This window comes from Pseudomonas sp. ACM7 (assembly GCF_004136015.1).
Classification (GTDB): Bacteria; Pseudomonadota; Gammaproteobacteria; order Pseudomonadales; family Pseudomonadaceae; genus Aquipseudomonas; species Aquipseudomonas frigoris.
Map to the genome: position 1 here is coordinate 2838813 of NZ_CP024866.1, position 12692 is coordinate 2851504.

The 12692-nt window shown below is 58.9% G+C and carries 11 protein-coding genes; 8 read left to right on the forward strand and 3 right to left on the reverse strand.

The window, feature by feature from the left end; genetic code table 11:
- Positions 1 to 191: 191 nt before the first annotated feature.
- Together rpmB and rpmG are read left to right on the forward strand one after the other, a co-directional pair.
- A complete protein-coding gene (gene rpmB / locus CUN63_RS13270) occupies positions 192 to 425 on the forward strand; it encodes a 50S ribosomal protein L28 (RefSeq protein WP_007894701.1) in 234 nt (77 codons plus the stop codon).
- A gap of 11 nt (positions 426 to 436) precedes the next feature.
- On the forward strand, positions 437 to 592 hold the full coding sequence (gene rpmG, locus CUN63_RS13275) for a 50S ribosomal protein L33 (protein WP_007894709.1): 156 nt from the start codon (positions 437 to 439) through the stop codon (positions 590 to 592).
- 218 nt (positions 593 to 810) lie between these two features.
- On the opposite strand, the gene CUN63_RS13280 is transcribed toward rpmG, so the two are convergent.
- Positions 811 to 1173 (reverse strand): cupin domain-containing protein, encoded by a 363-nt coding sequence (locus CUN63_RS13280; RefSeq protein WP_095126919.1) that lies wholly within the window; start codon positions 1171 to 1173, stop codon positions 811 to 813.
- 238 nt (positions 1174 to 1411) lie between these two features.
- Here CUN63_RS13280 and CUN63_RS13285 point away from each other — a divergent pair, with 238 nt between their 5' ends.
- Both CUN63_RS13285 and CUN63_RS13290 read left to right on the forward strand, forming a co-directional pair.
- Complete coding sequence (locus CUN63_RS13285; RefSeq protein ID WP_046045050.1) at positions 1412 to 2905, forward strand: aldehyde dehydrogenase; 1494 nt, start codon at positions 1412 to 1414, stop codon at positions 2903 to 2905.
- Between the two features lie 191 nt (positions 2906 to 3096).
- Entirely contained in the window at positions 3097 to 4242 is a 1146-nt protein-coding gene (locus CUN63_RS13290; RefSeq protein WP_129440001.1) for an MFS transporter, read from the forward strand.
- A 94-nt stretch (positions 4243 to 4336) separates the two neighbouring features.
- Here CUN63_RS13290 and CUN63_RS13295 read toward each other — a convergent pair whose 3' ends face one another.
- Positions 4337 to 5857 (reverse strand): phospholipase D family protein, encoded by a 1521-nt coding sequence (locus CUN63_RS13295; RefSeq protein WP_371928233.1) that lies wholly within the window; start codon positions 5855 to 5857, stop codon positions 4337 to 4339.
- Positions 5858 to 6465: 608 nt separating this feature from the next.
- On the opposite strand from CUN63_RS13295, the gene CUN63_RS13300 reads away from it, so the two are divergent.
- From CUN63_RS13300 to CUN63_RS13315, 4 genes are all read left to right on the forward strand, one after another.
- On the forward strand, positions 6466 to 7122 hold the full coding sequence (locus CUN63_RS13300; protein WP_129440005.1) for a DUF1120 domain-containing protein: 657 nt from the start codon (positions 6466 to 6468) through the stop codon (positions 7120 to 7122).
- A 167-nt stretch (positions 7123 to 7289) separates the two neighbouring features.
- Positions 7290 to 8015: a fimbria/pilus chaperone family protein gene (locus tag CUN63_RS13305; protein ID WP_256657725.1), complete on the forward strand. Its 726-nt coding sequence runs from the start codon at positions 7290 to 7292 to the stop codon at positions 8013 to 8015.
- Between the two features lie 41 nt (positions 8016 to 8056).
- On the forward strand, positions 8057 to 10465 hold the full coding sequence (locus CUN63_RS13310) for a fimbria/pilus outer membrane usher protein (RefSeq protein WP_256657727.1): 2409 nt from the start codon (positions 8057 to 8059) through the stop codon (positions 10463 to 10465).
- A 27-nt stretch (positions 10466 to 10492) separates the two neighbouring features.
- Entirely contained in the window at positions 10493 to 11068 is a 576-nt protein-coding gene (locus tag CUN63_RS13315) for a hypothetical protein (protein ID WP_129440009.1), read from the forward strand.
- Positions 11069 to 11088: 20 nt separating this feature from the next.
- Here the strand turns inward: CUN63_RS13315 and CUN63_RS13320 are convergent, their stop codons facing one another.
- Positions 11089 to 12513, reverse strand: a complete 1425-nt coding sequence (locus tag CUN63_RS13320; protein WP_129440011.1) for a PLP-dependent aminotransferase family protein — start codon at positions 12511 to 12513, stop codon at positions 11089 to 11091.
- Between the last annotated feature and the right edge of the window lie 179 nt (positions 12514 to 12692).

Consider the following 12692-nt stretch of genomic DNA (forward strand, 5'->3'; position numbering starts at 1 on the left):
GTTCACACGGAATGTTGTTGCTCTCCAGTCTTTCTGGTATAAAGCAGCGCTCTTTTCTAGGGGCCCGGTTCCTTCACTGTAGGTGTAGCCGGTAAGACCTCTAAAGAAACGCGGCGCCTGGCGCCAAATGACTGAGAGATTAAGCGGCCAACCCATGCCGGGTTGGGCATGTGGTTTTAGAGGGCTGAGGCATGTCGAGAGTATGTCAAGTTACCGGTAAGGGTCCGGTGACTGGGAATAACATTTCCCACGCAAACAACAAAACCCGTCGTCGTTTCCTGCCGAACCTGCAGCATCACCGCTTCTGGGTTGAAGAAGAGAAACGTTTCGTGCGTCTGCGCGTATCTGCCAAAGGCATGCGTATCATCGACAAGCGTGGCATCACTGTCGTGCTGGCCGAAATCCGCAAAGCTGGCAAGATCTAAGGGAGCTAATCATGCGTGAATTGATTCGTTTGATTTCGAGCGCCGGTACTGGTCACTTCTACACTACCGACAAGAACAAGCGCACTACTCCGGACAAAATCGAGATCAAGAAATTTGATCCGGTTGTTCGCAAGCACGTGATCTACAAAGAAGGCAAAATCAAGTAATTGATTTTTCCCTCTTACGAAAAAGGCCCGTATCGCGAGATACGGGCCTTTTTTGTTGCTTGGGGTTTTGTGTTGCTCTTCAGGGCCCCATCGTCGGAACGCCGCCCGGAGCAAGCNCGCTCCCGCAGGTTTTGTGATCGACACAACTCCCCTGTGGGAGCGAGCTTGCTCCGGGCGGCGTTCCGACGATGAGGCCGACTGGGGGACAACCCAAATCCTCAGGCTTTCTGTTCAAACACCACATAGATCTTGCGGCACGGCTCCAGCACTTCCCAGGTGCCTCTGAACCCGGCCGGTATCACGAAGCGATCGCCCACGCGCAGGGTCTTGCCGTTGCCTTCGTTGTCGCGCAGCACTGAAACCCCCTGAACGATCTCGCAGTATTCATGCTCGGTGTAGTTCACATGCCACTGGCCGACTTCGCCTTCCCACACGCCTGCGCTCATCTGGCCGCAAGGGCTGTTGTAGTGGTTGTACACTGCTTGTTCGGGGTCGCCCTTGAGGACTTTCGCCGGGTCTGGCCGATAGCGATCGGGCTGGGTGGTGGCCTGGCTGAAGTCGACGATGTCCTGGATGCTCATTCTTATAATCCCCCGTGATTGCGGTGCGATGGCTGGAAAGTCCAAAGTCTATGTTTATTAAAATGAACACCGCAAGGTCGTTTGCCGACCTTGTGTCAAATATATTGAAACAACCCCGACCACTGGTTTAGGGTGACGGTTGCCTTGGGCCGAAAAAAGCAGGCTGGCCGGGCAGAATTCCTGAGGACGCCCGCGAAGAACGCGGGGCGCTCGTATTCAACAAGAGGAGGACACTCGAATGACCACCCTGACTCGTGCCGATTGGGAACAACGGGCTCGCGATCTGAAGATCGAAGGCCGCGCCTACATCAATGGCGAATACACCGATGCTGTCTCCGCCGAGACCTTCGAGTGCATCAGCCCGGTCGATGGCCGTCTGCTGGGCAAGATTGCCAGCTGTGACGCCGCCGACGCCCAGCGCGCTGTTGAAAACGCCCGCGCCACTTTCAATTCCGGCGTCTGGTCGCGCCTGGCGCCGACCAAACGCAAAGCCACCATGATCCGTTTCGCCGGCCTGCTGAAACAGCACGCCGAAGAGCTGGCCCTGCTTGAAACCCTGGACATGGGCAAGCCAATCAGCGATTCCCTGTACATCGATGTTCCAGGCGCGGCGCAAGCCCTGAGCTGGAGCGGTGAAGCCATCGACAAGATCTACGACGAAGTTGCCGCCACTCCGCACGATCAGTTGGGTCTGGTGACCCGCGAGCCGGTCGGCGTCGTCGGTGCCATCGTGCCGTGGAACTTCCCGTTGATGATGGCCTGCTGGAAACTCGGCCCGGCACTGTCCACCGGTAACTCGGTGATCCTCAAGCCATCCGAAAAATCCCCGTTGACCGCCATCCGCATCGCTGCGCTGGCCGTTGAGGCCGGCATCCCGAAAGGTGTGTTGAACGTCCTGCCAGGTTACGGTCACACCGTCGGCAAGGCCCTGGCCCTGCACAATGATGTGGACACCCTGGTGTTCACCGGTTCGACCAAAATCGCCAAGCAACTGCTGATCTACTCCGGCGAATCGAACATGAAACGCGTCTGGCTCGAAGCCGGCGGCAAGAGCCCGAACATCGTGTTCGCTGATGCACCGGACCTGCAAGCTGCCGCTGAATCGGCTGCCGGCGCCATCGCCTTCAACCAGGGCGAAGTCTGCACCGCCGGCTCGCGCCTGCTGGTGGAGCGTTCGATCAAGGATAAATTCCTGCCGCTGGTGATCGAGGCCCTCAAAACCTGGAAACCGGGCAACCCACTGGACCCGGCAACCAACGTCGGCGCACTGGTGGATACCCAGCAGATGAACACCGTGCTGTCCTACATCGAATCCGGCCACACCGACGGCGCCAAACTGGTGGCGGGCGGCAAACGCATTCTTCAGGAAACCGGTGGCACCTACGTTGAGCCGACGATTTTCGACGGCGTCAGCAACGCGATGAAAATCGCTCAGGAAGAAATCTTCGGCCCAGTGCTGTCGGTGATCACTTTCGACACTGCCGAAGAAGCCATTGCGATTGCCAACGACACACCTTACGGCTTGGCCGCAGCGGTGTGGACCCAGGATATTTCCAAGGCCCATCTGACTGCCAAGGCACTGCGCGCTGGTAGCGTGTGGGTCAACCAGTATGACGGCGGCGACATGACGGCCCCGTTCGGTGGCTTCAAGCAGTCCGGCAACGGTCGCGACAAGTCGCTGCATGCGTTCGACAAGTACACCGAGCTCAAGGCGACCTGGATCAAGTTGTAAGCCAGTGAAGGAGCCCGATTGTCAGTCGGGCTCCTGAACGACGCAGATCCCTTGTGGGAGCGGGCTTGCTCGCGAAGGCGCCGTAACAGCCAACGATGATGTTGGATGTGATGGCCTCTTCGCGAGCAAGCCCGCTCCCACATTTGCTTTGTGCGCCGGTTAAAAAATAACAATCCACAGGAGCGTGGAAAATGCGTTGGGCGACTTATTTCGCCGTGTTGGCGTCTGTCTTGAGTGTCGGCCTGGCGCTGGGCGTCAGCATGCCGCTGGTGTCGTTTCGCCTGGAGGGCTGGGGTTACGGCTCGTTCGCCATCGGTGTGATGGCAGCGATGCCCGCCATTGGCGTACTGCTGGGGGCAAAGATCTCCAGCCATCTGGCCGCGCGTCTGGGCACGGCCAATCTGATGCGTTTGTGCCTGTGGGCCGGGGCGTTGTCCATCGGTTTGCTGGCGCTGTTGCCGAGCTATCCGATCTGGCTGGTATTGCGGCTGATGATCGGCGTGATCCTGACCCTCGTCTTCATCCTCGGCGAAAGCTGGATCAACCAACTGGTGATCGAACAATGGCGCGGGCGATTGGTGGCGCTGTATGGCAGCAGTTATGCGCTGAGTCAGCTGGCCGGGCCGTTGCTGCTTGGCGTACTGGGCACTGAGCACGATTACGGATTCTGGGTCGGCGTCGGTTTGCTGATGGCAGCACCGTTCCTGTTGCTGGGCCGCAGCGGCGCGCCGACCAGTGAAGCCTGCAGCGTGACCTTCAGCGACTTGCTGGGCTTCTGCCGTGGCCTGCCGGCGATTGCCTGGGCGGTGTCGCTGTTCGCAGCATTCGAAGCGATGATCCTGACTTTGTTGCCGGTTTATTGCCTGCGTCAGGGCTTTACGACGGAAATTGCGTTGGCGATGGTCAGCACGGTGGTGGTGGGTGATGCCTTGCTGCAATTGCCGATTGGCGCACTGGCTGATCGCTTGTCGCGACGTACGTTGTTCACCGGGTGTGCGGTGGTCCTGCTGATCTCGAGCCTGGCCATCCCGTTCCTGATCGACACGTTGCTGATCTGGCCGTTGTGGGTGTTGTTCGGTGCCAGTGCCGGCGGCTTATTCACCTTGTCACTGATCCTGATCGGCGAGCGCTATCGCGACGATGCGCTGGTGCGCGCCAATGCGCATATCGCGCAGCTGTGGGGTATCGGTTGCCTGATCGGACCGCTGGCGGCCGGTGCCGGCAGTCAGTGGATCAGCGGGCATGCGTTGCCACTGCTGATGGCGGCCGGTGCGCTGGGGTTGGTGATTCTGCTGTCACGGCAAGGCGCGTTTGGCACGGTGGCGGAGCCGGCTTAAACCTGTGGGAGCGAGCTTGCTCGCGATGCGGTTGATCAGTCACAGGGATGTTGAATGTGATGACGCAATCGCGAGCAAGCTCGCTCCCACAGGGTTACAACATCCGTTCCAGGCCGACGGTGGTGCTCATCCACGCATTGAAGCGACGCCACCAAGTCCCCGGCTCCTTGGTCAGGGTGTGCAGTTTGCCGTCATCTTCGGTGACCCAGACAATCTGGCCGTTTTCCAGCTTGGCCTGATAACTCAGGGCCGGCGCCATGCCTTGAAACGCCAGTTCACGCACGCGCGTGGCGAGTTCCGGGCTGTCCACCAGCACCCCGACTTCGGTGTTCCACAGCACTGAGCGTGGGTCGAAATTGAACGAGCCAATGAAAGACTTCTGCTGGTCGAAAATCATCGCCTTGCTGTGCAGGCTGGAGTCGGAGCCGCGGTAGGACTTGCTGTAGAACAGATGGGGTCCGCTGCCGCCGCCTTCGCCAGGCTGGCGACGCAATTCGAACAGCTGCACGCCATGCTCCAGCAGTGCCTTGCGATACGGCGCGTAGCCGCCATGCACCGCCGGGACGTCAGTGGCTTCCAGTGCGTTGGTCAGCAGGCTCACCGACACCCCGGCATTGGCGCGCCCGGTCAGGTACACCAGCCCCGGCTGGCCGGGTACGAAGTAGGCCGAAACCATGATCAGCTCTTTGCTGACGCCATTGAGCTCGGGCGCCAACTGCGTGGTCAGCAGCAACTGCGGGTCGGGCTCGCCGTCGGCCAGCACCTTGCTCGGCGCGTCCCACAGTGCCTGGTTCCAGGCCCAGATCAACTCCCGACGCCAGATTGCCAGGCGCGGGTGAGTGGTGTAGGTCGTCAACTGCTGGTAGAGCGCGTGATTCTGTTTGCGCGTTTCCTCAAGCGATTCTTCCAGTCGGGTCCGGGTGTTTTCCAGGTCTCTGGCCGTCGGTTTGCTCGAGAGGAACTCGTCGATCGGCTTGCTCAGCGCACTGTTCCAGTATTGGTCAAAACTGTGCCCCAGCTGTTCGGCGACCGGGCCGACGCCGAGCATGTCGATGTCAGTGAAATTCAGGTTGGGTTCGGCATCGAAGTACTCATCCCCCAGATTGCGTCCACCGACAATGGCCATGCTGTTGTCCGCCAACCAGAGCTTGTTGTGCATGCGCCGGTGTTGCTGCGACAGGTTGAACAACCGTCCCGCCGTTCGTGTCACGCCGGTACTGCGGCCAAGGTGCAATGGGTTGAACACACGGATCTGGATCTGCGGATGCGCCGCCAGCGTGGCGATGATCCGGTCCAGGCCATCGCTGGTGGTGTCGTCGAGCAGAATGCGTACGCGCACACCGCGGTCGGCAGCCTTGAGCAGTTCATCCACCAACATCCGTGTGCTGATGCCGTCGTGAACGATGTAGTACTGCAAATCCAGGCTGCTTTGGGCGTTGCGGATCAGCTCGGCGCGGGCCGTGAAGGCTTCGGTGCTGTCGGACAGCAGGCGAAAGCCCGAGCGGCCCTGATGAGGCGCAGCCTGGGCCTGGATCGAACGGCCGAACGCCGAATCGCTGGCGGGCAGCGCCTGGCTGGGAGTCCTGTGCGCATCAAGGGTGGCACAACCGCTCATTAATACACTGAGCAATATCACCAGAGCGATGGTTTGTCTGGAACTCAAGTTGGTTATCTCGAATCGCGGCAAAGCCGGAGTATGGCACGGCCTGCGAGGAGCAGGTGTGAGTGCTGCGCTGACGAGTGTTATATGGCAAACGGCGTGCAAGTTTTTACGCATTGAATAAAGTCGAAATAAGAATGCATTTAAAGGGTTTAAAGTAAGGGTTGTAACTTTAGATCATGAATTTCAGTTTGATGATTCTCATTGTGCTTTTGCTGTTTGATTTGTTTTGAATAAAAGTTTAATGCGTATTCGTGGCGCTGGAGAGGAGTGGTGCACGAAAAACAAACCGGAGCTCCAGTGTTGTCGGGTGTGGTTGGAAAGTCACACGGTTGGTGGTTGGAGTGCTACAAGTTTTTTCATTCAAAACTTTCAAGATAATTCTCGAAAAGCTACGCCAGCCTGAGCCTTATCCTATTAGTAGTAGAGATGCGTCCTACAGATAAATCCCACGTAAACGGCAATCATCGCCGGGCAAGTTAGGGGGAAATCAAACTTGTCTGTTTTTTGGAAGTTGTGGATTTCCAAAAGTTATATATCGATATTTAACAAGGATGGTAAAAATGGAAAATCTTTTTTTGATGGCCGCTATTGCAGTTGCAGCTTCCCCGATGTTGGCGTCGGCAGCAAGTACCAGTTTGACGGTGACCGGCGCTGTTACGCCAACTTCGTGTATCCCGACGTTTGCCGGTGGTACGACTGTGGACCTGGGTAAGTTGTCTGCAAAAGAACTGAATGTTGCTGCTCAAACCAATTTTCCCGAGAAGGACGTCACGCTGAAAATCGCGTGCACCGCGCCCGCCGCCGTGGAGTTCGCCGTGACGGATGGTCGTGGCGATACCAAGGCGCCAGGTTTGGTTTTTAGCCCTACCGGTTTTACCGGTGAAAATCTGTATTACGGTCTAGGTACCGTAAACGGCGTGGCGATTGGCGGTTTCGGCTTGCGAGTTGGCACCCCAAGTGCAGATCAGCAAGCACAGCAATTTCTGGTTCGTACCCCCGATAATCTTAACTGGCGTACCCCGCGCAGCCTGATGGTGTCGAATGCGCCTACCAGCTATTCCTGGGGCGAAGACGAGGTTAAAGGGCCGATTGCCGCCACTTTCCACTCCTTTCCCATGAAAGTGGCAGCGGCAATTCGCCCGGCCAGGGATCTTCCGGTCACCACCGATGAGTACAAGGTCGATGGGTTTGTGACCTTCGACGTTTACTACCTGTAACTCAAGTCCCCCGGGACGGCTACGGCCAAGCTCCCGGGCATATCTGGTATCTATCTGGCGACACGAAGGCGACTGCTCGCGCAGTCGTCCCGGATCACGTGTGCCTACCGTCAGGTCTCTTTGATAAAAGCTGCGCTTCAGCGCACGTGCTGCCTCGCGGTGCTGCGTTGGCACGCCTGGAAATCATTATGTTTTCATTAAAAAAGCAGGTCGCGCTGGGTGCGTTCATCGCTATCGGTATGGCCGTTTCCAGTACGAGCGCGTTCGCCGTTGGCATGGTGCCGGAGGTTCCGGTGCTGCTGGTGGATGAGGCCATCGGCGAAGCAACAATCAACGTTCGGAACACTGACGACCAGCCTGCGTTGTTGTACACCGTGATTGAGGATATTCCCCAGGACAGTGAGCATCTGCTGGTCGTCACCCAGCCGGTGGCGCGTGTCGAGGCGGGTGCAACCCAGCAGCTCAGGTTTATTCTACAAAGTGCCAAACCCCTCGAAACCGAACGCCTGAAGCGCGTCATCTTCGAGGGCATTCTGCCTGCCGAAACCGGAGGGCAGGCTCAAGTGAAACTGGGTGTGCGCCAGAATATTCCAGTGATCCTGCGCCCGGCCCATCTGCCGGTCGAACGTGAACCCTGGAAGCGTCTGAACTGGTCGTTACAGGGCGGTAAGGTTCAGGTCAAAAACGCCAGTCCGTATATAGTCCGGCTGGCAAAGTCGGTCAGCATCATGCCCCTCGGCATACCGCTGGATTTACCGCGTACTTACGTGCTGCCCGGCGAGGAGCTGGTACTTACGGGCGTTGTGGTGGTGGGTGCGACTGTGCGCTTGTCGCCTGCGAGCACTTACGGGTTCGCAGTGGGCAGCTACGATGCGCCCTTGGTCGTCAGGTAATGCGTGGCACCTGCGTATGGATAGCCGCAGGGATAAGAGGTGTGGTTGGCATCACTCTCATGGCGGCTACGCTCGGCAACGTTGTGGCTGATGAGGGCGTTGTCTTTGATGCCCAGGTTCTCAAGGCGCGCGGGATCGATCCACAACTCGCGCAGTACTTCCGCCTGGCGCCCCGGTTCGAGCAAGGCCTGCGGCGGGTGACCCTCGAGGTTAACGGCGTGGCGAAGGGGCGCATCCACGCAACGTTCAATGAACACGGTGAGCTGTGCGTGGACTCCTCGCTGCTGGCCAGTGCAGGCATTCACGCGCCCGAGCGCACACTGGAAGCTCAGGACATTGGCGCATGCCTGCCCTTTACCCAAGCGTTTCCCGAGGCCGTGGTGCGTCTCCTTCCCGGTAGGGAAGAAGTGGCCTTGCGGGTTCCAACCCATGCCTTGCTATCGCCGGTACCGATGCAACGCAGCTTCTCCAATGGCGGAAGCGCCGGACTGTTGAATTACGACGCATTGCTGGTCAGCCGGAAATTCAATGGCCAGTCCAGTCAGTACCGCAACTTCAACACCGAGGTCGGTCTGAATGGCGGGGACTGGCTTGTACGCAGCCGACAATCCTATAGCGCGTACGAGGGTGTCAGGCGCGCCGAACATCTGTATGCGTATGCCGAGCACACGTGGGAAAAACAACAGACCCGGATGCAGTTCGGGCAACTCACCTTGGCAGCGCCGCTCCTGGCGGGTGGCGCGTTTACCGGGGTTCAGTTACTGCCGGAAACCGCACTCAGCACCTTGACCAACGAGGGGATTGGCAGCAACACGGTTGTCGAAGGGGTGGCGTACTCGCCTGCTCGCGTCGAGGTGCGACAAAATGGTGTGGTGATTTACGCGACCCTGGTGCCGAGTGGGCCTTTTACCCTAAGTGGTTTACCGCTGCTGAGTCTCAACCTCGATCTGGACGTGACGGTGCACGAGGACGGTGGTTCACAGCACCAATTTATGGTGCCGTCGGCAACCTTGCGCCGCGGCAGCAACGCAGGACCTACCGGCTACACCTTGGCGGCAGGTCAGGTTCGCCGGTTCGGTAGCGATGATCGTGAAACACCCTTGTTTGCTGCCGCGACCCGCAGCTGGCAGTGGGGTGCAAGCACACATTTGAGTGCTGCTCTGATGGGGGCCGGTGAGTATCAGGCAGTCGGCTGGGGTCTCCAGCAGGCACTGACTGATCGCACCACGATCAGCGCTCAACATGTGTTCTCCAGCACTGCTGCGGTGCAATTGCGTGGCTCACAACTTCAAGCCTCAATTAGCACAGCCATCAACCGCCGCTTGTCCGCCGGCCTTACTGCTTCGCAGCAGACCGAGGGCTTCCGGACGCTGACCGATACGGCCTGGAACGAAAAACGCAAAGCCCCCGAATCACGTGCCAGCCAGCAGTTGAGCGCGTCGGTGAACGGTTCGCTGGATAAGCTGGGGACGTTGGGTGCCGTGGTCTCGCGCAACGCCACGGTCAACGGGCGAGCGCAATCTCGTTTGGGACTTTCCTGGTCGTCCAGCGCCTTCAAGGACACTCACTTTTCGCTGAGACTGGAAAAAAGTTTAGGTGCGTCGGTGCAACACAGTCCCGGAACCGCGGCGTTCGCTTCACTGAGTTTTACCTTGGGCCCGCGACGTAGCCTCAGTCATTACGCCCGCCACGACCGGGTAAATGGGCTGCGCACGGGGGCGCAATTGAGCGAACAGGTCGATGACACGCTGGGCTACACCATCGGTGTCGATCGAGCGGCAGAAGGACAATTCGATATGAATGGACGCCTCAGTCTGTTGCCGCGCTATACCAGCGTCGACCTCGGCTATTCCCATAGCGGTGCCGGAGCGACGGGGTATGACGCGGCCATGCGCGGTGGTTTGGCCATTCACTCCAATGGCATCACACCGTCGCCCTATCCGTTGCGCGACACGTTCGGGCTGGTGAAGATCGGTGAAGATGCCGGCATCAAACTGCGCACGCCGCAGGGGCCGGTGTGGACTGACAGTGCCGGTCGTGCGGTCGCGGCCAGTCTGCCGGCCTATCGCACGGGCCGGATCGAGATCGATACCGCCAGCCTGCCGCGCAGCATCGATGTGCTCAATGGCTATCAGGAAGTCGAGGCCGGGCGCGGCTCGGTTCAGGCGTTCGACTTTTCGGTCATCAGCGCCCGCCGCGTATTGTTAATGGCGCGCCGGGCGGATGGTCGGCCGGTGACTCAAGGCGTGGGCGTTTATGACGACGATCAGCGCTACCTGACGACGGTCGTCGACACAGGGAAAATCTTTCTTATCGACGCCCGTCCCGAGATGCAGCTGCGGTTGACGCTGCCGGACGGGGCATCGTGCAGGCTCAATGTCAGCCTCGCTCAAAAGTCTGAGTCTTCGGTGTTGTTCGAGACCGCCGAAAGCGTCTGCGAGGAGGCTTGAAGTATTCATTTTGATCAAGGGCTACCGATGAAAAATCCACCTGATATTTCGTTTGCTCCTCGCACGCTGCGAGCAATATTCGTCCGCTTGCTTTTCAGTGTTTTTCTGCCTGTTTGCGCTACTCCTGCGATGGCTGCGCAGCGCTGCACGTTAACCCTTGCGCCGTCCTCGATCGATTTTGGCTCGGCCACTCGCGGGGAGTTACTCGGGCGTTCGCCAGCCGGGGAGCCGTTGAACCTGGGCAAGCGACACACCCGGCTGCAGGTGCAATGTGATGCGCCAACGCCGATGAGTATCTGGCTGGACGGCGCAATGGTGGATACGCAGCACTACCCGTTTGGCGATGGAGTGTTGCAGGTCCGCGTACTGTCTGCCCGGCTGGATGGTGCTGCAATTGCGTGGCGGCGAGAAGGCGAGGAGAGCCCCGTTGATTCGGGTCTATTGCGTCCGGGTGAGCGGATCATGCCGTGGCATAACGGGGCCGCTGCGCTGGGCACACGTTGGGATCTGGAGTTGGAACTCGACGCCCGGATCAATGAGGAGGCGACCCGGGTGCGTGATATTAAAACCCTCGAAAGTCGAATCCGCATTGAGCTGGAGTAATCGCGCCAAGGCATAGCCTGTCAGTGATCAACCTCTGCCAGGAGTCTGATCGCTGCGGCACCGACCTTGCGCACCGCGTCTTCGATCTGCGGTGTTGGCTTGGCAGCGTAGTTCATCCGCAGGCAATTGCGGTATTTGCCGGAGGCGGAAAAGATACTGCCGACGGCAATTTGTACGCCTTGATCATGCAGCGCACGATTCAGTTTCAGAGTGTCGAAGCCTTCCGGTAGCTCAACCCACAACATGAAGCTGCCTTGTGGACGACTGGCGCGGGTGCCGACCGGGAAATAGCGGGTGACCCAATCGATCATCAAGTCGCGATTGCGCTGGTATTGCGTACGCATCCGTCGCAAATGCGGCTCGAAGTGCCCCGCCTTGAGGAATTCGGCGATGGCAATCTGCGGCTGCGGCGCCGTGGAGCCGGTGCTGATGTATTTCATGTGCAGCACACGTTCGAGATACCGTCCCGGCGCCACCCAACCGATACGCAGCCCCGGCGCCAGGGTCTTGGAAAAGGAACTGCACAGTAGGACCCGACCGTCTTCGTCGAAGGATTTGATCGTGCGCGGGCGCGGGTAGGTGTAGGCCAGTTCGCCATACACATCATCCTCGATGATCGCCACGTCGAAGCGCTGTGCGAGTGTCAACAACGCGCGTTTTCGCGACTCCGGCATGATGTAGCCCAGCGGATTGTTGCAGTTGGGCGTCAACTGTATGGCTTTGATCGGCCATTGTTCCAAGGCCAGTTCCAGCGCATCGAGACTGATCCCGGTGAGCGGGTCGGTGGGGATTTCCAGGGCTTTCATGCCCAGGCCCTTGAGTGTCTGCATGGCGCCGTGAAAGCTTGGCGAATCCACAGCGACAATGTCGCCCGGTTCGCAGATGGAGCGGATGCTGGTGGACAGCGCTTCGTGGCAACCGGTAGTGATCACCAGGTCGTGGGCCGTCAATTGGCAACCGGAATCCAGCATCAGACGGGCGATCTGTTCGCGCAGTTCGAGGGTGCCGTAGATGTTGTCGTAATACAGGCCGGGCATGTCCTGCCGACGGCTGATCCGCGCCAGGTTGCGCAGCAGCGGTTTCATGGTCGGCGTGGTGATGTCCGGCATGCCGCGACCCAGTTGCACGACGTCCTTGCGTGGCACGGCGCGAATCAACTCCAGTACCTGATCCCACTGGGAAATATCCACCGGACGCTGGGCCGGGCGACCAATGGCCGGCAGCTCCGGCAGCTCGCGACCCACCGGAACGAAGTAGCCGGATTTGGGTTTCGGTGTCGCCAATCCGCTGTCTTCCAGCACGCGATAGGCCTGCTGCACTGTGCTCAGGCTGACGCCGTGTTCAACACTTAACGCCCGCACCGACGGCAGCCGGTCGCCGGGGCGATAGAAGCCCTGTTCGATCCGCGTGCCGAGTAGTTCGGCGAGGTTGACGTAAAGGGTCATGGCGCAGTCTCGGTGTGGGTGGTTCGGTTAACCAGTACAGATGGGTCGAAAATATTGGATTCAGACGCTGAAATGCAAAATCTGTATGGAGTTAATACAGTCTCGTTGAATCTGTAATGCTTTTTGCCGTCGACGCATCATGAAAGCTCTGGCTACCCAAGTAAACAGGAGCAATCAAA

Coding starts and splice junctions, on each gene's coding strand:
- CUN63_RS13320 (WP_129440011.1), bottom strand. CDS start 12,513: ATGACCCTTTACGTCAACCTCGCCGAACTACTCGGCACGCGGATCGAA.
- CUN63_RS13300 (WP_129440005.1), top strand. CDS start 6,466: ATGGAAAATCTTTTTTTGATGGCCGCTATTGCAGTTGCAGCTTCCCCG.
- CUN63_RS13285 (WP_046045050.1), top strand. CDS start 1,412: ATGACCACCCTGACTCGTGCCGATTGGGAACAACGGGCTCGCGATCTG.
- CUN63_RS13290 (WP_129440001.1), top strand. CDS start 3,097: ATGCGTTGGGCGACTTATTTCGCCGTGTTGGCGTCTGTCTTGAGTGTC.
- CUN63_RS13295 (WP_371928233.1), bottom strand. CDS start 5,857: ATGAGCGGTTGTGCCACCCTTGATGCGCACAGGACTCCCAGCCAGGCG.
- rpmG (WP_007894709.1), top strand. CDS start 437: ATGCGTGAATTGATTCGTTTGATTTCGAGCGCCGGTACTGGTCACTTC.
- CUN63_RS13280 (WP_095126919.1), bottom strand. CDS start 1,173: ATGAGCATCCAGGACATCGTCGACTTCAGCCAGGCCACCACCCAGCCC.
- rpmB (WP_007894701.1), top strand. CDS start 192: ATGTCGAGAGTATGTCAAGTTACCGGTAAGGGTCCGGTGACTGGGAAT.
- CUN63_RS13315 (WP_129440009.1), top strand. CDS start 10,493: ATGAAAAATCCACCTGATATTTCGTTTGCTCCTCGCACGCTGCGAGCA.